The sequence below is a fragment of the Citrobacter sp. Cpo103 genome, assembly GCF_030332605.1.
Lineage (GTDB): Bacteria > Pseudomonadota > Gammaproteobacteria > Enterobacterales > Enterobacteriaceae > Citrobacter > Citrobacter portucalensis.
Genome location: NZ_JAOWHO010000019.1, coordinates 158,932 through 183,378 on the forward strand (window position 1 = coordinate 158,932; position 24,447 = coordinate 183,378).

General features: G+C 53.1%; 18 protein-coding genes. 4 read left to right on the forward strand and 14 right to left on the reverse strand.

Annotated elements, in window-relative coordinates; all coding sequences use genetic code 11:
- Positions 1 to 82 precede the first annotated feature (82 nt).
- From mzrA to OGX89_RS01900, 4 genes are all read right to left on the reverse strand, one after another.
- Positions 83 to 451, reverse strand: a complete 369-nt coding sequence (mzrA, locus tag OGX89_RS01885; RefSeq protein WP_162623447.1) for an EnvZ/OmpR regulon moderator MzrA — start codon at positions 449 to 451, stop codon at positions 83 to 85.
- An 18-nt stretch (positions 452 to 469) separates the two neighbouring features.
- Complete coding sequence (gene yqjA, locus OGX89_RS01890; RefSeq protein ID WP_003828561.1) at positions 470 to 1,132, reverse strand: DedA family general envelope maintenance protein YqjA; 663 nt, start codon at positions 1,130 to 1,132, stop codon at positions 470 to 472.
- Positions 1,133 to 1,480: 348 nt separating this feature from the next.
- A complete protein-coding gene (gene exuR / locus OGX89_RS01895) occupies positions 1,481 to 2,257 on the reverse strand; it encodes a transcriptional regulator ExuR (RefSeq protein ID WP_003828559.1) in 777 nt (258 codons plus the stop codon).
- A gap of 133 nt (positions 2,258 to 2,390) precedes the next feature.
- Positions 2,391 to 3,692: an MFS transporter gene (locus OGX89_RS01900; protein ID WP_003828557.1), complete on the reverse strand. Its 1,302-nt coding sequence runs from the start codon at positions 3,690 to 3,692 to the stop codon at positions 2,391 to 2,393.
- Between the two features lie 471 nt (positions 3,693 to 4,163).
- Between OGX89_RS01900 and uxaC the strand changes: the two genes are divergently transcribed.
- The 3 genes from uxaC (at position 4,164) to OGX89_RS01915 (ending at position 7,772) form a co-directional block, all read left to right on the forward strand.
- A complete protein-coding gene (uxaC, locus tag OGX89_RS01905) occupies positions 4,164 to 5,576 on the forward strand; it encodes a glucuronate isomerase (protein WP_003828556.1) in 1,413 nt (470 codons plus the stop codon).
- A gap of 15 nt (positions 5,577 to 5,591) precedes the next feature.
- Positions 5,592 to 7,079, forward strand: coding sequence for a UxaA family hydrolase (locus OGX89_RS01910; RefSeq protein WP_279892605.1), 1,488 nt, complete (start codon positions 5,592 to 5,594; stop codon positions 7,077 to 7,079).
- A 138-nt stretch (positions 7,080 to 7,217) separates the two neighbouring features.
- Positions 7,218 to 7,772, forward strand: coding sequence for a YgjV family protein (locus OGX89_RS01915; protein ID WP_063941813.1), 555 nt, complete (start codon positions 7,218 to 7,220; stop codon positions 7,770 to 7,772).
- Positions 7,773 to 7,788: 16 nt separating this feature from the next.
- On the opposite strand, the gene sstT is transcribed toward OGX89_RS01915, so the two are convergent.
- From sstT to OGX89_RS01935, 4 genes are all read right to left on the reverse strand, one after another.
- On the reverse strand, positions 7,789 to 9,033 hold the full coding sequence (gene sstT, locus OGX89_RS01920) for a serine/threonine transporter SstT (protein WP_003828553.1): 1,245 nt from the start codon (positions 9,031 to 9,033) through the stop codon (positions 7,789 to 7,791).
- Positions 9,034 to 9,275: 242 nt separating this feature from the next.
- Complete coding sequence (locus tag OGX89_RS01925; RefSeq protein ID WP_003828551.1) at positions 9,276 to 10,244, reverse strand: TerC family protein; 969 nt, start codon at positions 10,242 to 10,244, stop codon at positions 9,276 to 9,278.
- A 270-nt stretch (positions 10,245 to 10,514) separates the two neighbouring features.
- Positions 10,515 to 11,513 (reverse strand): Gfo/Idh/MocA family protein, encoded by a 999-nt coding sequence (locus OGX89_RS01930; protein ID WP_126956998.1) that lies wholly within the window; start codon positions 11,511 to 11,513, stop codon positions 10,515 to 10,517.
- A 72-nt stretch (positions 11,514 to 11,585) separates the two neighbouring features.
- On the reverse strand, positions 11,586 to 12,086 hold the full coding sequence (locus OGX89_RS01935) for a M48 metallopeptidase family protein (RefSeq protein ID WP_126957000.1): 501 nt from the start codon (positions 12,084 to 12,086) through the stop codon (positions 11,586 to 11,588).
- An 82-nt stretch (positions 12,087 to 12,168) separates the two neighbouring features.
- Between OGX89_RS01935 and rlmG the strand changes: the two genes are divergently transcribed.
- On the forward strand, positions 12,169 to 13,305 hold the full coding sequence (rlmG, locus tag OGX89_RS01940) for a 23S rRNA (guanine(1835)-N(2))-methyltransferase RlmG (protein WP_003828544.1): 1,137 nt from the start codon (positions 12,169 to 12,171) through the stop codon (positions 13,303 to 13,305).
- Between the two features lie 152 nt (positions 13,306 to 13,457).
- On the opposite strand, the gene OGX89_RS01945 is transcribed toward rlmG, so the two are convergent.
- The 6 genes from OGX89_RS01945 to ebgA form a co-directional block, all read right to left on the reverse strand.
- Positions 13,458 to 15,476 carry an oxidoreductase gene (locus OGX89_RS01945; protein WP_126957002.1) on the reverse strand — a complete coding sequence of 673 codons (2,019 nt, stop codon included), beginning with the start codon at positions 15,474 to 15,476 and terminating at the stop codon, positions 13,458 to 13,460.
- Positions 15,477 to 15,705: 229 nt separating this feature from the next.
- Positions 15,706 to 18,057: an alpha-glucosidase gene (gene ygjK / locus OGX89_RS01950; RefSeq protein ID WP_126957004.1), complete on the reverse strand. Its 2,352-nt coding sequence runs from the start codon at positions 18,055 to 18,057 to the stop codon at positions 15,706 to 15,708.
- 16 nt (positions 18,058 to 18,073) lie between these two features.
- Positions 18,074 to 19,135, reverse strand: coding sequence for a protein YgjJ (gene ygjJ / locus OGX89_RS01955; RefSeq protein ID WP_043017729.1), 1,062 nt, complete (start codon positions 19,133 to 19,135; stop codon positions 18,074 to 18,076).
- Between the two features lie 208 nt (positions 19,136 to 19,343).
- Entirely contained in the window at positions 19,344 to 20,777 is a 1,434-nt protein-coding gene (locus OGX89_RS01960) for an amino acid permease (RefSeq protein WP_286559818.1), read from the reverse strand.
- 65 nt (positions 20,778 to 20,842) lie between these two features.
- Positions 20,843 to 21,292, reverse strand: a complete 450-nt coding sequence (locus OGX89_RS01965; RefSeq protein WP_003828536.1) for a beta-galactosidase subunit beta — start codon at positions 21,290 to 21,292, stop codon at positions 20,843 to 20,845.
- Complete coding sequence (gene ebgA, locus OGX89_RS01970; RefSeq protein ID WP_126957008.1) at positions 21,289 to 24,381, reverse strand: beta-galactosidase subunit alpha; 3,093 nt, start codon at positions 24,379 to 24,381, stop codon at positions 21,289 to 21,291. Before ebgA ends, OGX89_RS01965 begins: the two co-directional genes overlap by 4 nt.
- Positions 24,382 to 24,447: the final 66 nt, after the last annotated feature.

The following is a 24,447-nucleotide window of genomic DNA, read 5'->3' on the forward strand; positions in this document are numbered from 1 at the left end:
GGGTCATAAACCCAGTTTATTAATCATAGGCGCTAAACGGTGAAATCACCAAAGTGAGTGATCTAATTCAGATTCCTGGAAATTAACCAAAACGGTGTGGGGTCTCACGTAAGCGGGATAACCACTGAACCGCCTGATTATTATCATCCTGCTGAGCGATAACGAAACCGTGCGGTAACGTTCGATCCAGTACGACCTTTGCCGCTGCGCTCTGTGCACTGGAATCAAAGGTAATCAGCAGGGCGTCATTTTGCGGAGTGATGCTTTTAAAGCGAATGCCGTTGGCATCCAGGTGATGCCAGATAGAGAAGCCATCAGGCATGCTGGCTCCCTGGTTTACGGCACGAATGGCAAGCGTTGACTCCTGCTGGCGAATGACCGACCAGGTCAGGAGCAACGCGCCGATGAACAACATAAAAGTGGTGGACCAGGCAAGTCGTCGGAGCGTTATGCATGATTTCAGCATAATTTACCCTCGGTTCCCGTATTTCTTTTTCCAAAGAACAACCAGTGAACCTGCCAGACCAAACACCAGTAACACCACAGGAAGCAGCATCAGGCAAGACATCAGCTGATCTTCATATTTGAGAAACACCGGTGTTTTGCCCAGCAGATAGCCCAGCGATGTGAGAATAAGGACCCAAAGCAGTCCGCTCATCCAGTTGAAGAACTGAAAGCGCGCATTGTTCAGGCCGGACAATCCTGCGATGGTCGGCAGTAATGTTCTGACAAACGCGATAAAGCGGCCGACCAGCAGCGCAGACAAGCCATGCTTATGGAACAGATGATGCGCACGCTGATGATAATGTGCAGGAAGATGAGATAACCAGTTTTGCACGGTGCGGGTATTACCCAACCATCGACCTTGTATATAGCTGAGCCAGCAACCAAGGCTGGCTGCGGTTGTGAGCAGCAGTACCGTTTGCGGAAAACCCATTGCGCCTTTGGCAATAAGTACGCCGACCAGTACCAGCAAGCTGTCGCCAGGTAAAAAGGCTGCTGGCAGCAGTCCGTTTTCCAGAAACAAAATCGTAAAGAGTACAAAATAGAGCATGCCAATCATGGAAGGATTGGCCAGCGTTTCAAAATCCTGAGCCCATAAAGCATTTAGTAATTGAGTCAGTAGTTCCATTCAATATTCCTGGAGAATCGGTTGTCGTCATGCCGGTTTTCTGGATTTTGTAACACCACGATTTTATTAATATTTTTTACATGACTTGTGGTCTGTTACAAACTCACGGCCTGAACTATTCCCTGTAAAGTTGTGAAGTTAGCAAGCTCTTAAACACAAAAATTCAAACAGCATCTAATTGTAACAAAGGTCAACGTAGTCCGTTATAGAAATTACGGTTGTTGAACTGTGATTTTGCTTATCGCAATGGAGGGAGGCGAGAGGATTTACACAGGCTGACACTTTATACCTAACGCTTACCAAGTGTCAGAAACAGGCGCGTGGTCGCGCCTGCATTGATAAGATTGTTTATTTTGCGCTGTTAGCAGCTGTATCGAGGTGAACGACCGGATTTTCGGTAAATAGATAACGGTCCGCATTGAACTCAAAATCATCGCTGGTTTCGTTAAACAGCATCTGCTTCGTGTTCTCAAGATGCTGCCACATCGCCAGTTTGGCGGCATGAGGATCTTTGCGAATCAGCGCCCGAAGGATCTGGTCATGGTCATCACACCAGTTATCAACCGTGCGCAGGTCGATGTGGTCGTGCAATTTCTTCCAGTAGGGGTTGTGAATACGCTGAGTCCACATTTTTTCAACAATAGCGGCCAGAGCCGAGTTCTGCGTTGCCAGGGCGACCTGCACATGGAACTGGAGATCCCACTCGGAGTCACGAAAGCTTTTTTCGTTACGTGATTTCTCCTGAATCTCCATCAGCTTCATGATGTCCTGTTTGGTCACCTGGGTGGCGGCAAACTCGGCAATGTTACTCTCAATGAGCTGACGCGCCTGGAGCAGCTCGAAAGGACCGTAGCTGGCAAATTCCAGGTTTTCATCTGGCGCAACATAATGTCTGGGTTGGTTGGAAATGACGTGGATCCCCGATCCTTTGCGCACCTCAACGTAGCCCTCAACCTCAAGCATGATAATTGCTTCACGAACCACGGTACGGCTGACATTTTTTTCATCGGCGATAAAGCGCTCGGCGGGGAGTTTGTCACCCACCAGATAGACGCCCTGCTCAATGCGTTCTTTCAGATCAGCAGCAAGTTGTTGGTACAAACGTCGTGGTTCGGTGATTTCCATATGCGCTCCAGGCATGATACGGCAGACTATATTTGTTATACCACTTTTGCGATTACTGCTCCACTCGCGCGATAAAAAAGCCGCCAGATAACTGGCGGCTTCGCATTATATACCCTTGATGAACAACAGCGGGTTAATTTTGCGGAGCGGGATCGCCTGTCTGTGAGCCCGAATCGACTTCGCTGGCCGATTTGTTTTGCAAGACCGTCCAGATAACGAGTGCGCCGAGCAGATCGAATACCGCCAGTACGGCGAACAGCGGGCTAAAGCCGATAGTGTCAGCCAGTGCGCCAACAACCAGTGCAAACAGCGTACTTGCAAGCCAGGCGGACATACCGGTCAGGCCGTTTGCCGTTGCCACTTCATTACGACCAAATACGTCAGAAGAAAGCGTAATCAGCGCACCGGATAGCGCCTGGTGAGCAAAGCCGCCGACGCACAGCAGGGCGATAGCAATGTACGGGCTGGTGAACAGACCAATCATCCCTGGGCCAATCATCAGCAATGCGCCCATGGTAACGACCATTTTACGTGAAACGATCAGGTTAACGCCGAACCAGCGCTGGAACAGAGGCGGTAAGTAGCCCCCAACGATACAGCCCAGGTCAGCAAACAGCATCGGCATCCATGCAAACATCGCAATCTCTTTCAGGTTAAAGCCGTAGACTTTAAACATGAACAGCGGGATCCAGGCGTTGAAGGTACCCCAGGCCGGCTCAGCCAGGAAACGCGGCAGCGCGATGCCCCAGAACTGGCGGTTACGCAGGATCTGACCGAGCGACATTTTTTTCGAGGTCGCGTTTTTATGCTGTGATTCCTGACCATTCAGAATGTAATCACGTTCTTCATCAGACAGTTTTTTCTGGTCGCGCGGGTGTTTGTAGAACACAAGCCAGCACATCGCCCAGATGAAGCTCAACGCACCGGAAATAATGAATGCCATCTGCCAGCTGTGCATGACGATTGCCCAGACGACCAGCGGCGGAGCAATCATCGCACCGATTGAAGAGCCGACGTTAAAGTACCCCACGGCAATTGAACGTTCTTTTGCCGGGAACCACTCAGAACTGGCTTTCAGACCCGCAGGGATCATTGCGGCTTCAGCGGCACCTACTGCGCCACGCGCCAGTGCCAGTCCACCCCAACTGCCAGCCAGTGCGGTCGCGCCACAGAAGACGGCCCACAGAACGGCGAACATCGCGTAACCAACTTTTGTGCCGAGCACATCAAGCACGTAGCCGGCAACGGGTTGCATTACGGTGTAAGCAGCAGAATACGCTGCGATGATATAGGAATACTGTTGAGTGGAGATGTGTAACTCTTCCATCAGAGTTGGCGCAGCTGCCGCCACAGTGTTACGTGTCAGGTAACCCAGCACGGTGCCAAGCGTCACCAGTGCAATCATGTACCAACGTAACCCTTTAATTTTACGCATGTAAAACCTCATCGTTTTGTTATGTCCGCGAACGAGCGGTCATCTTCCAGTTCAGGGCGGAGGATGTTCTTTTACGAGGGGGGACCGAAAAAAAGCCGGTACTCCCCGAACTTTGCCATGTCAATAATTGTGCTAATTCGGTTTCCGTACCGGTCAATCCGATGGTTATACATCGGTAATTTGCATTCCGTCGGCTTATGTATCGCGACGGCCAAAAGATAACTTGTCATACAGCTTTAAAAGGTGAGTGCCATCACAAAAGTGTGAATCTTCGTGTGGTCATTATTTCGATTCAGCAAAGCCAGCACTGGCGCGGCTTGACGCGTGATTTACCTCTTTGAGAGTAATTTTTTTGTCACCATTTGTTGATCTAACTCACGAAAATATCTTCAGCGTATGGAAATTGGTGTGATAACTTTGTCAACATCAAAACATAAGCAATCTGACGCACTCGTTGAGAGGAAGACGATAATGACCCCGTTTATGACTGAAGATTTCCTGCTGGACACCGAATTTGCCCGCCGTCTGTACCATGATTACGCCAAAGACCAGCCGATCTTCGATTACCACTGCCATTTACCACCGCAACAAATCGCTGAAAACTACCGTTTTAGTAACCTGTATGACATCTGGCTGAAGGGTGATCACTACAAATGGCGTGCGATGCGTACCAATGGCGTCGCTGAGCGCTTGTGTACCGGCGATGCGTCCGATCGCGAGAAGTTTGACGCATGGGCCGCTACGGTTCCGCACACTATCGGTAACCCGCTGTACCACTGGACCCACCTCGAATTACGTCGCCCGTTTGGTATTACAGGTAAGCTGCTTTCTCCTGCGACTGCTGATGAAATCTGGAACCAATGCAACGAGCTGCTGGCGCAGGATAAATTCTCCGCGCGCGGCATCATGCAGCAGATGAATGTGAAAATGGTCGGCACTACCGATGACCCGATCGACTCTCTGGAGCATCATGCGGCCGTTGCTAAAGACGGTACCTTTGATGTGAAAGTGCTGCCGAGCTGGCGTCCGGATAAAGCCTTTAACATTGAGCTGGCGACCTTTAATGACTACATGGCGAAGCTCGGTGAAGTGTCTGACACGGATATCCGCCGCTTCAGCGATCTGCAAGCTGCACTGACCAAACGTCTGGATCACTTCGCGGCTCACGGCTGTAAGGTTTCTGACCACGCGCTGGACGTGGTGCTGTTTGCCGAATCTAACGAATCTGAACTGGATAGCATTCTGGCGCGTCGCCTGGCGGGTGAAACCCTGAGTGAGCATGAAGTTGCCCAGTTTAAAACCGCCGTGCTGGTGTTCCTTGGTGCGGAATATGCTCGTCGCGAATGGGTACAGCAGTACCACATCGGTGCGCTGCGTAATAACAACCTGCGTCAGTTCAAACTGTTGGGCGCGGATGTTGGCTTCGACTCCATCAATGACCGTCCGATGGCTGAAGAACTGTCCAAACTGCTGAGCAAGCAGAACGAACAGAACCTGCTGCCGAAAACCATTCTCTACTGCCTGAACCCGCGTGATAACGAAGTGCTGGGCACCATGATCGGCAACTTCCAGGGCGAAGGTATGCCGGGCAAGATGCAGTTCGGTTCCGGCTGGTGGTTCAACGATCAGAAAGACGGGATGGAACGTCAGATGACGCAGCTGGCCCAGCTCGGCCTGCTGAGCCGTTTCGTCGGCATGCTGACCGATAGCCGTAGCTTCTTGTCATACACGCGCCATGAATACTTCCGTCGCATTCTGTGCCAGATGATTGGCCGTTGGGTTGCTGCAGGTGAAGCACCGGCAGATATCCAGTTGCTGGGTGAAATGGTCAGAAATATTTGCTTTAACAATGCGCGTGATTACTTCGCCATTGAACTGAACTAAGGCCCGGGTGAAGGTATGCAATACATCAAGATCCATGCGCTGGATAACGTCGCGGTAGGGCTCGCTGATTTGGCTGAAGGAACCGAAGTCACCGTTGATGGGCAGGCGGTAATCCTGCGTCAGGCGGTCTCTCGTGGCCATAAATTCGCTTTACGTGATATTGCGAAAGGCGAAAACGTCATTAAATACGGTTTGCCAATTGGCCATACGCTGGTGGACGTTGCGGCGGGTGAGCATATTCATGCTCACAACACGCGCACCAATCTGAGCGACCTGGACACGTATAGCTACCACCCTGATTTTCAGGCGGAAGTTGCACAACCGGCGGATCGCGATGTGCAGATCTACCGTCGTGCCAACGGCGATGTTGGCGTGCGCAACGAACTGTGGATCCTACCGACGGTAGGCTGTGTTAACGCCATGGCGCGCCAGATGCAGAACCGTTTTCTGAAAGAGACTAACGACGCCGAAGGAATCGACGGCGTGCATCTCTTCAGCCACACCTACGGCTGTTCACAGCTCGGCGACGACCACATTAACACCCGCACCATGCTGCAAAACATGGTGCGTCACCCGAATGCGGGTGCGGTGCTGGTGGTTGGCCTTGGTTGTGAAAACAACCAGGTTGATGCCTTCCGCGAAACTTTAGGCGAGTACGATCCTGAGCGCGTTCACTTCATGGTCTGCCAACATCAGGAAGACGAAGTGGAAGCGGGGATTGAACATCTTCACCAGTTGTACAACGTGATGCGTAACGATAAGCGTGAACCGGGTAAGCTGGGCGAGCTGAAGTTTGGTCTGGAATGCGGCGGCTCTGACGGCCTGTCCGGTATTACCGCCAACCCGATGCTGGGGCGTTTTTCTGACTACGTGATTGCTAACGGCGGCACCACCGTACTGACCGAAGTACCGGAAATGTTCGGCGCCGAGCAGCTGCTGATGGACCACTGCCGCGATGAAGAAACGTTTGGCAAGCTGGTCACCATGGTCAATGACTTCAAGCAGTACTTCATTGCTCACGACCAGCCGATCTACGAGAACCCATCGCCGGGCAACAAAGCGGGCGGTATCACCACGCTGGAAGATAAATCTCTCGGCTGCACGCAAAAAGCAGGCTCCAGCCAGGTGGTGGACGTACTGCGCTACGGCGAACGCCTGAAGACGCATGGTCTGAACCTGCTGAGCGCACCGGGTAACGATGCGGTGGCGACCAGTGCCCTGGCGGGCGCGGGCTGTCATATGGTGCTGTTCAGTACCGGTCGCGGTACACCTTACGGTGGTTTTGTGCCGACGGTGAAAATTGCCACCAACAGCGAGCTGGCGGCGAAGAAAAAGCACTGGATCGATTTTGACGCTGGACAGTTGATCCATGGTAAAGCGATGCCTCAGTTGCTGGAAGAATTTGTCGATACCATCGTCGAGTTCGCCAACGGCAAGCAAACCTGCAACGAGCGGAATGATTTTAGAGAGTTAGCGATATTTAAAAGCGGCGTAACGTTGTAGTAAATACCTGATGGTACCTGCATGCAGGTCTGCGCAAACCGTAGGCCTGATAAGCGCAGCGCCATCAGGCACAAACCGTTGCCGGATGGTGGCGAACTCGCCTTATCCGGCCTACGAGATAGAATTGGGGTTGCTTGCATGACCGCGTATTGGCTGGCCCAGGGCGTAGGTGTCATCGCCTTTCTGATCGGTATTACCACCTTTTTCAATCGCGATGAGCGCCGGTTCCGGCTGCAACTCGCTGTCTATAGCGCCACCATCGGCGTGCATTTTTTCCTGATGGGTGCCTGGCCTGCGGGAATGAGCGCAGAACTCAACACCATCCGCACACTTGTCTCAATGCATACCCGCAAACTGTGGGTAATGACCGTTTTTATTGTCCTCACCCTGGTTCTCGGGCTGGCGAAATTACAGCATGCGATGGAGCTATTGCCAATAATTGGCACGCTGGCCAGCACCTGGGCGCTGTTTCGCTGCAAAGGGTTAACCGTGCGCTGCGTCATGTGGTGCGCAACCGCCTGTTGGGTTATCCATAATTTCTGGCTAGGGTCGATTGGTGGGACGATGATCGAAGGGAGTTTTCTGGTAATGAACGGCCTGAACATTATTCGTTTCCGGCGGATGCAAAAACGCGGAATTGATCCGTTCAAAATTGAAAAAAGCGCACAAGAAGAGAACCCCTCCGCCCGATGACGGAGGGGAACAGCGATTAGCCGCGCAGGGCGTTATTTGCCAGACGCTCGTCTTCTGCCTGGCAGGCTGCAGCGGTAAACAGGACGTCTGTAGAAGAGTTCAACGCCGTTTCACATGAGTCCTGCAATACGCCGATGATAAAGCCAACGGCAACAACCTGCATGGCGATGTCATTCGGGATACCGAACATGTTGCACGCCAGCGGGATCAGCAGCAGAGAACCGCCCGCCACGCCCGATGCACCACAGGCACACAGCGAAGCCACCACGCTCAGTAACAGCGCTGTCGGTAAATCGACCGGAATACCCAGCGTATTCACCGCCGCCAGCGTCAGTACGGTAATGGTGATCGCCGCGCCCGCCATATTGATGGTGGCTCCCAGCGGAATAGACACCGAATAGGTATCACGATCCAGATTCAGCTTCTCACACAGTGCCATGTTCACCGGAATATTTGCCGCCGAACTGCGGGTAAAGAAGGCATACACGCCACTTTCACGCAGACAGGCCAGCACCAGCGGGTACGGGTTACGGCGAATTTTCCAGAAGACCAGCAGCGGGTTGACCACAAATGCCACCAGCAGCATACAGCCTACCAGTACGGTCAGCAGTTGGGCGTAGCCCCAAAGCGTTGCGAAACCGGTGGTTGCCAGCGTGGAGGAGACCAGACCAAAGATACCGATTGGCGCGAAACGAATCACCAGTTTCACCATAAAGGTGACGGCGTTGGACATATCATTGACCAGATTTTTGGTCGTTTCATTACCGTGGCGCAGTGCAAAGCCCAGACCAACGGCCCATACCAGAATACCGATATAGTTAGCGTTAAGCAGAGCATCAACTGGGTTAGAAACCATGCTCATCAGAAGGCTGCGCATCACTTCAACAATCCCGGACGGCGGTACGATATCCCCCGCGCTGCTGGAAAGATGCAATGTTGATGGGAAAGCAAAGCTGAAGACAACGGCGGTTAATGCCGCTGAAAATGTTCCGAGCAGGTAGAGGAACAGAATAGGGCGGATATTGGTTTTTTGCCCGTGCTGGTGGTTGGCGATAGAAGCCATCACCAGCATCAGAACCAGAATTGGCGCGACGGCTTTTAATGCGCCGACGAACAGCGTACCCAGCAAACCAGCGGCTTCAGCCGCTGGTTTTGACACCAGTGCCAGTAAAATCCCCAGTACCAAACCGATCAAAATTTGTTTAACCAGGCTCCCTTGCGCCAAACGCGAGAGTAGCCCCGATGAACGTTGCGTAGTCATGTCGTGATCCTTTCATTGTGTTGTTGCCTTACCTTTGTGCGTTCTGTTGACGCATCTTTCTGGATGGGGCAAATGTTTGCTTGGCTGAGTATAAGGAAAGAACGGGGTTCTGGAAGCGAAATATCCTGGATTCCGCGTTGAGATCATATTTTATAACTTTAACTTAACATTATTTTGACATGATAAACAAAAAGCCCGACGCACGCAGTGTGCTGTCGGGCTTTTCAGCTAGCAGATGAAACTTACTGTATTTGCTGTTTTTTATCGTGCTGGTGGTTGACCCACGCGTTAACAATCAGCGTCACAAACAGAATGCCAAATACCACGCCTAACGAGATAGCGATCGGGATATGGTAGAAATCGACGATCAGCATCTTAATACCGATAAACACCAGAATGACCGACAAGCCGTACTTCAGCATGGAGAAACGCTCCGCCACGCCCGCCAGCAGGAAGTACATCGCACGCAGACCCAAAATAGCAAACAGGTTCGAGGTCAGCACGATGAACGGGTCGGTGGTCACGGCAAAGATAGCCGGAATACTGTCGACGGCAAAAATCACATCGCTCAGCTCAACCAGAATCAACACCAGCATCAGCGGCGTAACAAACAGCAGGCCGTTTTTACGCACAAAGAATTTTTCATCTTCGATGGTATCGGTCATGCGCAAATGACCGCGCAGCCAGCGTACTAACGGTCTGTCGCCAATACCGGAGGCATCTTCTTTCGCCAGCGCCATCTTCACGCCGGTAAACAGCAGGAACGCGCCGAACACGTACAACAGCCACTCAAACTGGGTGATAAGCCAGCTGCCCGCGAAGATCATGATCGTACGCAGCACAATCGCACCCAGCACGCCATACACCAGTACCCGACGCTGCAACGCAGGCGGCACGGAGAAGTAGCTGAAGAGCATCAACCAGACAAAGACGTTATCTACTGCCAGTGATTTTTCGATCAAATAGCCGGTAAGGAACGCCAGCGCCTGTGGGTCGGCAACGGCGCGCCCCTGGGTTTCTGCCAGGTACCACCAGAAGGCGGCGTTAAACAGTAACGACAGCGTTACCCAGACGATTGACCAGGCCGCAGCCTGCTTCATTGACATCGTATGTGCGCCACGACGACCCTGCAACAGCAGGTCGATGGCCAGCATAATTACCACTACGACAGCGAAGCCACCCCATAACAACGGTGTGCCGACAGTATTCATTGTATTTCCCCATGCATAAAAAAACGGCCAACGCCGAATGGCATTAGCCGCTGCTTTTTATGCATAGACCTTGCCATTCGGCAAGGTCTCACTTACAACAACAAAGGAATACGGTGGCGTATTCCTTTGTTATCGCCCGGCGACCGGATGTGGTTTTTCACACATCGTAATGACGATCAACCGACAACGAAGTTACTCCCCTTTGCGGGTTACAAAATATTACAGGCCATGCATTCAGTCAATGGCCTGCAACATTCGTTTTACACACCTTTACGCAGTCAGCGATGTTTCCGCTTCGTCTGCCGGGAAAAACACGCCGGTCTGGCGGCGAATCTCCGTTTGCAGTTTGGCGGTGATACGGCTGACGGCCAGTGCCGGGTGATCCACTTCGCCGGATTCAACCAAATGGGCAAAAGCCTCTGCCTCATACAGCATAGTATTGATGTGCTGAGGCGTCGTCAGATCCTGCGTTTTCCCCCCACGTGGAACGAAGCACACTTTCTGACACTCGGAGATATGCTCGATGACCAGCGATCCCGATTCGCCCTGAATTTCACTGGCTAATACCGAGTCGCTTACTTTTGAGTGCTGGAGCGTAACGCTGAAATCACCGTAATTCAGCACCACCACGCCGTGGGCATCTACGCCGCTTTCTAGCAGGCTGGCGCTGGCCTGAACGCTCTGCGGTTCGCCCCACAGCGCAACCGCTGAGGCCAGGCAGTAAAAACCGATATCCATAATCGAGCCATTGGAGAACGCCGGATTAAACGTGTTCGGGTTTTCACCGTCCAGATAGCGCTGATAGCGCGAGGAGTACTGGCAGTAATTGATAAACGCTTTCCTGATTTTTCCAACTTTTGGGAGCGATTGCTGTAACAGCAGGAAGTTAGGCAGGTAGGCGGTTTTAAACGCTTCAAATAGCACGACCTGATTTTGACGCGCGCAGGTGATAGCGGCTTCAGCTTGCGCCAGGTTGGAGGCCAGCGGCTTTTCGCAAATAACATGCTTTTTGTGCCGCAAAAACAGCTCAGTCTGCGGGAAATGCAAAGAGTTTGGACTGGCGATGTAGACGGCGTCGATCGCCTCGCTTTGCGCCATCGCTTCCAGCGAGGTAAACAGATGTTCGACTGGGTAATCGTTGGCGAAGGTCTGCGCCTGCTCAAGGCTACGAGAATAGACTGCGGTTAACTTATATTTGCCGGTTTCATGGGCGGCATCGACAAACTGGCGGGTGATCCAGTTTGTGCCAATTACTGCGAAACGTATCATAAAGGCCTTCAGGCTGCGAAAAGGGATTCTTTCGTCAATTTAGCATGCCCTGAAGACAAAGCCAGTGCGCGACTACGCAGTTTGCTTTAACGATTGTTGCGTTAACCACAGGCGGGTATCGAACTCCAGTTGGTGATACTGAGGCTCCATATGACAGCACAGCTGGTAAAACGCTTTGTCGTGCTCTTTTTCCTTCAGATGCGCCAGTTCATGAACGACGATCATACGCAAAAAGGGTTCGGGGGCATTGCGAAACACGGTGGCGACGCGGATCTCCGCTTTGGCTTTGAGCTTACCGCCCTGCACGCGAGAGACGGCGGTATGCAGCCCCAACGCATTATTCAGAACGTGGATCTTGCTGTCATACATGACTTTATTTAGCGGCGGGGCGTTACGCAGAAACTGATTTTTCAGATCCTGAGTATATTGCCAGAGCGATTTGTCGGTCGCGAAGTCATGCGTACCCGGATAGCGCTTCTCCAGCACAGCGCCCAGGCGCTGCTCAGCAATCAGCGTTCTCACTTGAGAAAGCAAATGTTCCGGGTAGCCCTGGAGGTAAGTTAGTTGGTTCATTCATGTCCACGCAAATCATAAAAGTGTATACTCACGCACCCTTTTCAGGGATACGCCGAAATTTTACCATTCAGGAGGGCCGATGAGCCACATAGACAACGGTTTCCGTTCGCTGTCACTTAAACGTTTCCCGGAAACGGATGACGTTAACCCGCTGCTGGCGTGGGAAGCTGCAGATGAATATCTGCTGCAACAGCTGGACGATACCGAGATTAGCGGCCCGGTGCTGATCCTGAATGATACCTTCGGCGCGCTGGGCTGTGCGCTGGCGGAACATACGCCGTACAGCATCGGCGATTCCTATCTCAGCGAGCTTGCCACACGCGAGAACCTGCGTCATAACGATATTGCCGAGTCGAGCGTCAAGTTCCTCGACAGTACCGCTGACTATCCGCAGGCGCCGGGCGTGGTGCTGATTAAGCTGCCAAAAACCATGGCGCTGCTGGAGCAGCAACTGCGTGCGCTGCGCGAAGTGGTAACGCCAGAAACGCGCATCATCGCCGGGGCAAAAGCGCGTGATGTACATACCTCGACGCTGGAACTGTTTGAAAAAGTGCTGGGTCCAACCACCACTACGCTGGCGTGGAAAAAAGCGCGTTTGATCAACTGTACGTTCAGCAAACCTGAGCTGGCCGCTGCCTCACAAACGCTAAGCTGGAAGCTGGAAGGTACCGACTGGACTATCCATAACCACGCCAACGTCTTCTCCCGTACCGGACTGGATATCGGCGCGCGCTTTTTTATCGAGCATCTGCCGGAAAACCTCGAAGGGGAGATTGTTGATCTCGGCTGCGGTAACGGTGTTATCGGTATGACGCTGCTGGCGAAGAACCCGGAAGCCAGCGTGGTATTTGTTGATGAATCGCCGATGGCGGTGGCTTCAAGCCGTTTGAACGTGGAAAGCAACATGCCTGAAGCGCTGGATCGCTGCGAGTTTATGATTAACAACGCGCTGTCTGGCGTCGAACCTTTCCGCTTTAACGCCGTGCTGTGCAATCCACCGTTCCACCAGAAGCATGCGCTGACGGATAACATCGCCTGGGAGATGTTCCACCACGCCCGCCGCTGCCTGAAAATCAACGGTGAGCTGTACATTGTGGCTAACCGTCACCTCGACTACTTCCACAAGCTGAAGAAGATTTTCGGCAACTGCGAAACCATCGCCACCAATAATAAATTCGTGGTGCTGAAGGCGGTTAAAACCGGTCGTCGTCGGTAATAGCGGGTGCCGGATGCGGCTAACGCCTTATCCGGCCTACAGTATAAATCTGCCTGATTCTGTAGGCCTGATAAGCAGAGCGCCATCAGGCAAATCGGTGCAGAGTGCCGGATGGCGGCTAACACTTTATCCGGCCTACGAAAGACATGACGTTAAATTTCCAGCGCCAGTCGGGTGCCCTGCGCAATCGCGCGTCGGGCATCCAGTTCCATCGCCACATCGCAGCCGCCGATCAGATGCACCGTTTTACCTGCCGCGTGCAGCGGATCGACCAGCTCACGGCGCGGCTCTTGTCCGGCACAAATCACCACGTTATCCACGTTAAAGATCACCTGTTCACCGTTCAACACAACGTGTAACCCATCATCATCAATCTTCTGATAGCTGACTGCCGGGATCATTTTTACGCCGCGTGAGAGCAGGGTGGCGCGATGGATCCAGCCCGTCGTTTTACCTAAACCTTGTCCCGGTTTGCTGGCTTTTCGCTGCAGCATCACTATCTGGCGCGGGCTGCGGGATAAGTGCGGACCTTCCGGGCGTAAGCCGCCTGGCTGTTGCAGGCTGGTGTCGATCCCCCATTCCACGCAGAACTCCGCTATGTTCTGGCTGGTGGGTTCGCCGGGCTGACTCAGATACATTGCGGTATCAAAACCGATCCCGCCGCAGCCCACGATCGCCACGCGTTTACCCACTGGCGTTTTATCGCGCAGAACGTCGAGATAGCTCAGTACTTTTGGATGATCGATCCCCTCGATCGGCGGCATACGAGGCTCGATCCCACTGGCGAGGATCACTTCGTCGAAGGTGTGCAGATCGTGTGCGCTGACAAAGTGATTCAGCTTCAGGGTCACGCCAGTCACGTCGATCATCCGACGGTAGTAGCGCAGGGTTTCATAGAATTCTTCTTTTCCGGGGATCTGTTTGGCGATATTAAACTGCCCGCCAATCTCGCCATGTGCGTCAAACAGCGTCACGTGATGCCCGCGCGCTGCGGCATTAATGGCGAAGGCGAGGCCCGCAGGACCCGCACCGACAACCGCCAGGTTCTTTGGCACAGCTGCCGCAACAATCGGCATTTTGGTTTCATGGCAGGCGCGCGGATTGACCAGGCAAGAGGTGACTTTGCCGACGAAGATCTGATCCAGACAGGCCTGGTTACAGCCGATACAGGTGTTGATCTCATCCGTTCGTCCGTTTTGCGCTTTTGACAGCAGTTCGGCATCAGCGAGGAACGGACGGGCCATCGACACCATATCTGCATCCCCACGGGCCAGAATGTCGTCGGCAACCTGAGGATCGTTAATCCGGTTGGTGGTGACCAGTGGGATTGTCACATGCCCTTTCAGCTTACGCGTCACCCAACTAAACGCACCGCGCGGTACTGGGGTAGCGATAGTGGGAATACGCGCCTCATGCCAGCCAATACCGGTGTTAATAATGGTGGCTCCCGCGGCTTCTATAGCCTGCGCCAGCTGGACGGTTTCGTCGAAGGTTCCACCGTTTTCCACCAGATCGAGCATCGACAGGCGGAAGATAATAATAAAGTCATTCCCGGCACGCTGGCGTACCGCTCGCACCACCTCAACGGCAAAACGCATGCGGTTGGCATACTCACCGCCCCATTGGTCATCGCGCTGGTTGGTACGCAGCGTCAGGAATTCGTTGATCAGATACCCTTCCGACCCCATCACTTCCACGCCATCGTAGCCCGCTTCCCGCGCCAGCTGTGCGCAGTGGGCAAAATCTTCAATCAACTGCAGCACTTCATCGTGCGTTAATTCATGTGGCGTAAAGCGGTTAATGGGTGCTTGAATGGCAGAAGGCGCCACCAGATGCGGCTGGTAGCTGTAACGCCCGGTGTGCAGGATTTGCAGGGCGATTTTGCCGCCTTCATCATGCACAGCATCGGTAATGACGCGATGGTGAGCAAGCTGGCTGGTGTCGTTCAGCATCGCACCGCCTTCCATTCCCACGCCGGAAAGCGCAGGCGCAATACCTCCGCTCACAATTAACGCTACGCCGTGACGGGCGCGCTCGGCGTAGAACGCGGCCAGCCGTTCTGCACCATCGGGATATTCCTCCAGTCCGGTATGCATTGAACCCATCAGCACGCGGTTTTTAAGCGTGGTGAAGCCTAAATCGAGCGGAGCGAATAGCGACGGATAGCTCATAAAGGTGTCCAGTATGTAAAATTATTGTTATGTGGTCGGATGAGTTAATAATTTAGCCGTCGCCGCGTAAAAGGGAAAAGAGGAATGCCGTGATTGTGATGGGATTCAAAAAAGGAGTGGAGCCAGAGGACGAATATGCCGGATGGCAGTGCAAGCACCTAATCCGGCCGGTGAAAATGTGTCTTTGTAGGCCGGATAAGCGAAGCGCCATCCGGCGTTATGTCACAGATTACTGTTTTTTAAGAAAATCGTTATACAGCATATAGAGATGCGCCGCGCTCCAGGAGAAATTCGGTGCGCCCTGCTGTGCGCCGGTCAGCGGGTTATAGTTTTCCTGAATCGGACCGTCGGCGGTGAGGCCTTTGGCGTGGCTGAAGAAGGTATCCGCTAGTTTTAACGCGTCATCGCGATAGCCGTAACGCTCCATCCCTTTTAGCCCGAACCAGAACTGATCCACCCAGACGCGCCCGCGCCAGTAGATATCCGCGCCGAAAGCCGGGTTGGTCAGCGCCGCCGTGCCAAGCGGGACAAAGGTGTTGAACTCTTTGGGGTCGAGCATCACCTTAACCACCGCGTCCGCATGGGGCTGCGTTGCTGCACCGTTAAACAGCGGCGACCAGCCTTCCGGCCCTTTGCCACGTTCGACGATCGGTTTACCCGCGCAGCCGTTTGCCAGCGGTTGCTCCTCAATACGAACGTCGTAAAAGAATTTTGTTTCCGGGTCGAACATGCAGGTGTTGATGTAATCTGCGAGGTTTTGCGCCAGTTGGCGATAGCGCTGCGCCTCTTCGTGTTTGCCGAGCAGGGTCGCCATCTGCGCCAGATAATGGTTGTCGCTGTACATGTAGCTGGCCTGATCGACTGACTCCTGCAACAGCGAGTAACCCAGCAAATTACCGTCTTTACTGCGATTTTCGGCAAATTTCACCACCCAGTCGCTGCGTTTTCCACCGCCCGCGACGTATTTATCCAGTTGATCTTTATCGATAAAACCGAATACAGCCGCATCGTCACGACCGGACTCCCACGAGGCGGCAACCTGCGCTGGGATCTCCAGGCTGTCATACTGGCCCTTATCGATCACGGTGGCGTAGTTGTTAAGCCCGGAGAGCGTTTCTTCCTTGTCGCCTTTTTTCACCGTAAACAACATTTCGCCGCGGTCGGTATTGTGGGCTTTATCGCGCGTAGCGCCGTATTCCGGCACGCCGTTGCCGTTGTGATCGCGGTTACGCAGCCACCAGTCGTGATACGCCACCAGCTTTGGATACATCTCTTCGAGCCAGGCCTTGTCTTTGGTGACGTTGTAAACCTCCATCACCGACCAGGCCGCCAGGCTGGGTTTGGTGTTGCGCTCGTTCCAGTTACCGCCGTCGCCGCCGCGTTCCGGGCTGAGATTCCAGGCAATCAGGTCGGGAAGGAATCCGGCATCCTGCGCACGAACCGGATCGCCAGGTTTAACCTGCCATGAAAAGACGGCGCGAATGTTCTCTTTGGCGATATCCGGGTTAAAGTGCGCCATGGCGAAGGCCTGCTTCCAGGTGTCCCACGGCCAGGTTTGGTTGCCGGAGAACCAGCGGCCGGTGACCGAAGGCGTCACGGTATTGTGTTTTACCGCCCCGCCTGGCGAGCGCCAGTTGCCGTTCAGCGTTTCAATAGCTTTAACCGCAACCCGGGTTTGTTCCGTTGTGGCATCCGGGTTGGTTAAGCCTTTTTGCAGATAATCTGCCCAGCGCTTTTGCGATGCCGCAAGATACCAGGCCGGGCGCGCCAGAATATCGCGGATCTGCGGCTGCTCTTTCGCCACATCCTCGGCGGTAAGCAGATGAGAATAGGTGGTGTAGAAAGTGGTTGAACCTTTGATATGGGCCTTCCCCATGAAGCGATGACCGTTAACCGTCGTTTTCATGGCGACAGATTTATGCACCTGATACTCCGACTCACCGGAGGTGAGCAGATCCCAGGTTGAGCGCACTTTACCGAAGGTGACTTTCAGGCCATCGTGTGTGGCGGTGATTTTGCGCTGATAGCCAGGGAATTCGCCATCAATGGTTTTATCTGACAGCGCTTTTCCCTCTTTGGCTTCCAGCTTCGATAGCAGCTCGCCGTCCCACACCAGATCCAGCGGCGTGTCGCTGGTGATTTTGGTTTCCAGCAGCGAGGTGCGGGGACTGGCAAAACGCAGCGTCATCTCTATTTGCACATGCTTAGATGACAGCTTTTGCACCAGCGCGCCCGGAATGCTGTAGGCCTCAAGTGCGAAATCGACCTTTTTACCGTGCTGGTACACCGTCAGACGGTCAAAATTATTGGCCATAAAATTGATGTATTCTTCGGTCAGCAATGCCACGCCCGGAAAGCCGCCCATCGTGGCGGGACCGTCCGGCAGCAAATGACCGTGCCAGGCGCCAAGATCGAAAAAGGGATTAAAGCGCTGGTGGTCGTCGTGATCGTAGTCATGCATGTAGCCCGGCGCACCGGTGCGATTAATGATGTTTTTAAAGTCGTCAGCACTGGCGGCATGCGCGGAGACGTTCATCAGCAGGATGCAGGCCAGCGGCGTAAGAAGAGGTTTCATGTTCATGGTGTTCCGGTCCTTGTTACCAATAGAAATATTGCATCAGGAAGATTTGGTCGCTCGGGTCGCCAGATGCATTCTGCATATAGAACCGGCTGTCGAAGGCGGTAGCGAAACGCCCGCCGCCGTATTCATACCAGATACCGAACTGCATAAAGGAAGTGGTTTCGTCCTCATAGCTATCCGGTCGGTGTTTGGCGTAACTATAAGCGGTGGAGAGGTAAACGCCTTTTAGTGCTTCATACATCGCGCTGACCATATAGCCGGTCTCGGTGCCGGGCACATCCAGCCCGTCGGCGCGGCCCGTGTGGTGCCAGGCGCGGGCGGCGAAGTTGGGCGAGAGGATACCGGTCAGGAACAACTGTCCGGTACCATCCGTTATCTCCAGGCCGTTCATCCAGGTTACGCCTTCGATCAGATCGTACTGGATGTAGCCGTTCATCATGGCCGGATAGGTATATTTATCGTCGTAGCGATCGTATTTACCAAAGTGCAGCCAGGCTTTGCTCTCGTCGTGGTGTCCGGCGGGCGTCGCGGTCACGCTGTAGCGCAAAGGACCGGTCAGGTTTTGCACTTTAATGGCGGTCATGATGTCGCGGGTATTAGGAATGACGTAGCCCAGGTCTGGAGTGAAATCCCCCCACCATTGCAGGTCATCCAGCGAAGAGTCCTGGCGCAGGCTGAGCATCAGCTCCGTGCCATCATCGGTGCGGTAACCACCGTAAAAGCGGTTGATCCCGCCCTCGAATCCGCCCCAGCTATGGTCAGGAACCCAGGCATTGCCCTGATGGTCCGCTTGTACGGTCCAGCCCTCGCCGTAGATCAGACCAAACCACGAGCCGTGTTTTATCTCCAGGCCACCTTCTATATAGGTACCATCGCTGTATTTATGTTTGTCTTTTCCTTCTAAATCCATATATCCACCCATGCCCAATTCGCCATAAAAACGAAATGACGGGGAAGATATTTCGGGCGTTTTCGTGTCGTCGTGTTCTGCAGGGCGAACTTCTTCTGCACCCAGAGAGGAGACGCAGAAAAAGGGCAGGGCAAGAATTGCCCTGCAACAGAGGCTAATGTTTTTCATGCTTCGATCCTAAGCCAAATAAAAGATAATTTTTATTGTTATATACCCGTCATACTTCAAGCTGCATGTGTGTTAGCTACGTTCGTTCACCCCAGTCACATAGTTATCTATGCTCCTGGGAATTCACTCACTTGCCGCCTTCATGCAACTCGAATTATTTTGGTTATAGCCTTGGAGAATATTGTTTATTGTTATTCTGTTTTAGTCATTAATTGATATCTGAAGCAGGGGCCGCCTCAATAGCTTTTTCTTCTTTGGTCAGCTCTTTGATGTATTTACTGTATTTCCACCAGGCGAAGCCGAGGAAAATAACAATGCCACCAACGTTATAGAAAATAATGGTTATGATGTTACCGCCGGTCGGGAAGGTAGAGGCGATAAATCCGATGGTGAAAAGGACAATCAGCATCGAGACCACAATAATGCCGGTTTTTTGCGAACCCATACGGAAGTCACGCGGTAAGTGATCCAGTTTTGCGCGCAGATTCAGGTAAGCCAGCATAATAAACAGCGGCGGCAGCATCGAGGCGGCGGCGGTCATGTTGATGATGGTGTTCATTAAATCCTGCACGGTATTGGAGCCGAGCGTCGGGATAATCATCAGCGGGATAACGATCAGGAACTGGATCCATGCTGCACGGGCCGGGACGCCGTTTTCATTCAGTTCGACGGTTTTTTTACCGAAAATACCCGCCGGAATTTCAGAGAAGAAGATCTTCACCGGCGTTGCGGTCCACATCAGCAGGGAGCCGAACATCGCGGTAAAGGAGACCAGGCCGACAAAGCGGTTAACGACCAGCTCCGGCAGGCCGAAATATGCCGCCAGGCCGTGGAATACCTGCACCGAACCACCGGTAAACTTCAGCTCTTTGCTGCTGACGAATACGTTAATCAACACCGAGGAGATGGAATAGAGCACGCCGATAAAAATTCCGGCAATGATAATGACCTTCACGAACGATTTGGAGCCGCCCTTGACGTCGTTGACGTACACCGCCACCGACTCCGCGCCGCCTGCCGCCATAAAAATCCAGGTGGTGATACCGAGGAAGGCCCAGTTAAAATTCGGGATCATTGCGTCTACGGTGATAGGGTCAGCAGGCTGTACGCCGCCAACCAGCGCCGTACCTGCCAGTAAAATATAGGACAGCGTCAGCAGCAGCATCAACGTGGAGGTGACCGAGGTAATCGGCCCTAACATTTTTGCACCATTGGTCGAAACCCAGGTGGAGAAGGCAAACAGCACCATACTTAACACGGTGGTTGCGAACGGCGTCAGAATGTATTCGTAGCCTAAAAAAGCATATGAGGCGTAGGCAATAACGCGGGGCAAAAGCGAGGTAAAAAAGAACAGGTTAACGAACCAGTAGGTGTAGGCAGTAATAAATGCCCAACGCCCACCCAGCGAACTTTTTACCCATGCGTAGACACCGGCTTCGGAGTTTTTATTCAGCGAAACAAATTCAGCGATGATTAAGCAAAACGGAATAAAGTAGAAAATCGTCGCGAGGAAAAACATCGGTGCGGATGCCAGACCAAGCTCAATATTATTGTTGATTACGTTATTAAAACTATAAACCGCGGCAAAGGTGAGTGAAAGTAAGCCGAACTTGCCGATGGTATTACGTTTGGTATCAGACATAGCACATCTCCGATTCCTGATTATTATAGGGTACTGGCGGCGCAACATCGGCGCCGCCTGTGTTTTTATTTATTATGAAAATAACCATCTTCGATGGTGACTTTGAGTACGACTTTTTTCACTGCGTTATTACAAATAAAACGATAGGCTTCATGATTGTCACAAATAACCATTTGTCCTTCGTGCACTTCGACGGTTTTTCCACAACCTTTCAGATATTCGCGATCGGTTTCATCGCGATAATATTCAACCACCTGGAGATCCTCTTTGGCGGCATACTCTATTTTTTGCTGCCCTTGCAGGTAGTAATGGATCTCAAAATAACGACGATGACCGGTAAACAGCGCATCGGTCGCGGAGTCTGTCTCCACGCGGTAGCTCAGGGAATCACCGATAGAGTGGGCGACGCCTGGCTGAATATTGTCAATATTTTCAATAGCCTCGACGCAGCGTTGCCATTTCCGACCTGAAGCATAGCGTTGCTGGAACTGCTCTAAGTTGTCGATGATCCTCATTTTGTATTCTCGCTGTGCATATTCGTGGAAAAGAACCCGGTGCCAAAGGCGCGGTTGGCGGTGGTTTGAGCGCCAGATTCGCTGCCGGAAACCGGCAACAACGTGAAGCCGTAGCTGAATGACGTAAACCAGACGCGCCAGGAATCGAGTACTTCACTTCCCCACGAGTTGGAACCTAAGCCCAGCAACTGGTGGTCCAGATTCAGGGTGATGTCATCGCTACGTTGCAGCGCGTTGCAGTGCTGTGCGGCAAAGATATTTTCCTGCGTATAGCGCCAGGCGCTCAGGTTGACAGGGCGCTGCGGGACCACCAGCAGGCCGTTGCCGTGGCGGTTGGTTAGCATTGCCCAACGCACGTCCTGACGATTGCCGTTGTTTTGCGGGAACGGATAATTTTCGAACATCTCATCCACGCTGCTGCGCCAGATGTCGATGATGTTGGCCTGCTGGCTATCGGCATAGTTTTCACCGGGACCACGTCCGTAATACGCCACCTGGCCCAAATCACCGTTGATGCCCATCGTGAAACCGATGCACGGAATAATGTCCCGGTACTCGCCGTAAGGCTGGCCAGAAAGTTCCACATTCAGCTGACCGTCCGCGGCAATGCGCCAGCGATAAGTGCAGCGCATACCGAAATCGAATACCGGCGGGGCGATAATGGTCTGGCTGGTTATCAGCAGCGCATCATCGGTTTGCTCAAGGGTAAACTCGCGCAGATGCTCCTGCATAATCTGTAAATGATTCGGCTGCCAGAGGCCTTCGAACTCTTGTTTGTGGTTATCAATGGTCGGTTTGAAGAAATTAATCTTCGGCTCGCGGGTAATCAGCTCTTCGCCATTGACGTTCCAGGCGATCGGTTTACCTGTCAGCTTTGAGAAGGTCAGATGGAAGTTATAACCGCGAACGGTGCAGCTCTGGCGGCTGTCTTCCAGCGTCAGAGGGTTGGCGTTTTGCAGGCTAAACGGTACGGCAGCCGCCGTTCTGGCCTTCAGCGGGAACTGATAAGTCGCGATGTGATGCCCGGCTTCGCTGTATGACGTTCGGGAATCTTTCGTCACGGTGACGTTAAGGAACGCTTCGCGCGCATCCAGCTCCGGCAGTGCGCATTGCAGCAGCGCGTCGCTGTTGGGAGGAACGTCGCGCAGTTTTATCTGCTGAACAAAGAGCGTATCTCCTTCGGCGCGAACCTCAATATGCAAGGTGTAGTCGTCAAGCGTGGTGAACCAGAGTTTGTTTTCTACCCGTAGCTCGCCGCGGGCCAGATCCTGTGCGCGCACTTTCACCGGCGCAATTACCTGCTTGTACTCTTTCAGTCCCGGTCCTGGGGTTTGATCGGAATAAATCAGGCCATCAAGGCAGAAGTTGTAGTTGTTCGGATAGTCGCCGTAGTCGCCGCCATATTTGTACCAGACGTTGCCGTCGTCATCTTTAGCCTGAATCCCGTGATCGCACCACTCCCATACATAGTGCCCCTGGATGCAATCATGCTGATAGAAGACGTTCTGATATTCCGTTAGCCCGCCGGGACCGTTGCCCATGGCGTGCGCATACTCGCAGATGATGCGCGGCTTAGGATGCGGATATTCACCAAACTCATTCATCAGCGGCACGCGGGTGTACATGGTGGAGATGATATCCACCACTTCGGCGTCACGATCTTCTTCGTAATGGATCAGACGCGTGTCATCCAGCGCTTTCGCAGCGTGATACATGGCGCGGATGTTACAGCCGTATCCGGATTCGTTACCGAGCGACCAGATGATGATCGAAGGGTGGTTTTTCTGCGCATGGACGTGGCGCACGATGCGCTCAACGTAGACATTTTCCCACAGTGGATCGTCGGTGATCCGACTGATATCGCCGATATTGGCGAAGCCGTGAGATTCAACGTCTGTTTCGGCCATCACGAACAGACCGTAGATATCGCACAATTCATAGAAGCGCGGATCGTTCGGGTAATGGGCGGTGCGTACGGAGTTGATATTGTGCTGCTTCATTAACAGCAGATCTTTTTCAACGCGATCCATACCGACCGCGCGGCCCTTAAGATGATCGTTATCGTGGCGGTTAACGCCATGCAGCATCACGTAGCGGTTATTGATGTAAAACAGACCGTCGCGAACTTTAATATCGCGGAATCCAACGCGCTGTGGCACGACCTCAAGGATGTTGCCGCTGGCATCTTTCAGCGTCATCACCAGGTGGTAGAGATACGGCGATTCCGCCGACCACTGCTGCGGCGCGCTAACCTTGAAATGAAAAGCGGTCTGCGTTTGTTTATCCACCTTCAGAGTGTTAATCACACCGCTATGCAGCGCCTTCTCACCGTCAAACAAGGTGTATTCGAGCGACGCTATCGCTGGCGTGGAGGCCAGGTTTTCCAGCGCAATGTCGCAGGAGAGGGTGGCGTCGCGATAGTCATCATCGAACTCGGTGCGGACGGTAAAATCCTGAATGTGGGTCGCCTGTTTGCCGACCAGATAGACGTCGCGGAAAATTCCCGCCGACCACCACATATCCTGGTCTTCAACGTAGGTGGAATCAGCCCATTGCATTACGCGAACGCACAGCAGGTTATCACCGGTCTTCACCACCGCGCTGATATCAAATTCGGCCGTCAGGCGACTGCCTTTGCTGAAGCCAACGTACTGACCATTCACGTAAACTTCGAAGTAGGTTTCTACGCCATCAAACTTAATCAGCGTCTGTTTGCCCTGCCAGCCTTCGCTGAGGGTGAAAATACGCTGATAGGCCCCGGTGGGGTTATTGGTCGGAACGTAGGGGACATCAATCGGGAAAGGAAAACCTTCGTCGGTATACTGCAGCTTGCCGTGTCCTTCCATCTGCCACATGCCGGGGACGGTGATGCTGCCCCAGTCACTCATAAACTGCGACGTAAAGGCTTCCGGCACCTGCAGCGGATGCTCAAAGAACTGAAAATTCCACTGACCGCTTAGCAGCTGAAAGAGGCTGCTGGTTTCGCGGGCAAACGAGCGAGCCTGCGCAACGGAGTCGTAAGAGAAAAAATATGCGCGTGGCGCCAGTCGATTTTCGTGGGTGAGCTGAATGTTTTCCCAGCGATTCATAAGGCCTCCCGGTGGAGAAAAATCGGAACCATTCATTGTAATGGTGGGTAAGTGTAATTGATGGTG

What these genes read in the sequence shown, in the direction of transcription:
- ebgA (WP_126957008.1), bottom strand. Translation starts at nt 24,381, where the DNA reads ATGAATCGCTGGGAAAACATTCAGCTCACCCACGAAAATCGACTGGCG.
- yqjA (WP_003828561.1), bottom strand. Translation starts at nt 1,132, where the DNA reads ATGGAACTACTGACTCAATTACTAAATGCTTTATGGGCTCAGGATTTT.
- OGX89_RS01960 (WP_286559818.1), bottom strand. Translation starts at nt 20,777, where the DNA reads ATGTCTGATACCAAACGTAATACCATCGGCAAGTTCGGCTTACTTTCA.
- OGX89_RS01965 (WP_003828536.1), bottom strand. Translation starts at nt 21,292, where the DNA reads ATGAGGATCATCGACAACTTAGAGCAGTTCCAGCAACGCTATGCTTCA.
- OGX89_RS01945 (WP_126957002.1), bottom strand. Translation starts at nt 15,476, where the DNA reads ATGAGCTATCCGTCGCTATTCGCTCCGCTCGATTTAGGCTTCACCACG.
- OGX89_RS01925 (WP_003828551.1), bottom strand. Translation starts at nt 10,244, where the DNA reads ATGAATACTGTCGGCACACCGTTGTTATGGGGTGGCTTCGCTGTCGTA.
- OGX89_RS01900 (WP_003828557.1), bottom strand. Translation starts at nt 3,692, where the DNA reads ATGCGTAAAATTAAAGGGTTACGTTGGTACATGATTGCACTGGTGACG.
- exuR (WP_003828559.1), bottom strand. Translation starts at nt 2,257, where the DNA reads ATGGAAATCACCGAACCACGACGTTTGTACCAACAACTTGCTGCTGAT.
- OGX89_RS01910 (WP_279892605.1), top strand. Translation starts at nt 5,592, where the DNA reads ATGCAATACATCAAGATCCATGCGCTGGATAACGTCGCGGTAGGGCTC.
- ygjK (WP_126957004.1), bottom strand. Translation starts at nt 18,057, where the DNA reads ATGAACATGAAACCTCTTCTTACGCCGCTGGCCTGCATCCTGCTGATG.
- sstT (WP_003828553.1), bottom strand. Translation starts at nt 9,033, where the DNA reads ATGACTACGCAACGTTCATCGGGGCTACTCTCGCGTTTGGCGCAAGGG.
- OGX89_RS01930 (WP_126956998.1), bottom strand. Translation starts at nt 11,513, where the DNA reads ATGATACGTTTCGCAGTAATTGGCACAAACTGGATCACCCGCCAGTTT.
- ygjJ (WP_043017729.1), bottom strand. Translation starts at nt 19,135, where the DNA reads ATGAAAAACATTAGCCTCTGTTGCAGGGCAATTCTTGCCCTGCCCTTT.
- rlmG (WP_003828544.1), top strand. Translation starts at nt 12,169, where the DNA reads ATGAGCCACATAGACAACGGTTTCCGTTCGCTGTCACTTAAACGTTTC.
- uxaC (WP_003828556.1), top strand. Translation starts at nt 4,164, where the DNA reads ATGACCCCGTTTATGACTGAAGATTTCCTGCTGGACACCGAATTTGCC.
- OGX89_RS01935 (WP_126957000.1), bottom strand. Translation starts at nt 12,086, where the DNA reads ATGAACCAACTAACTTACCTCCAGGGCTACCCGGAACATTTGCTTTCT.
- OGX89_RS01915 (WP_063941813.1), top strand. Translation starts at nt 7,218, where the DNA reads ATGACCGCGTATTGGCTGGCCCAGGGCGTAGGTGTCATCGCCTTTCTG.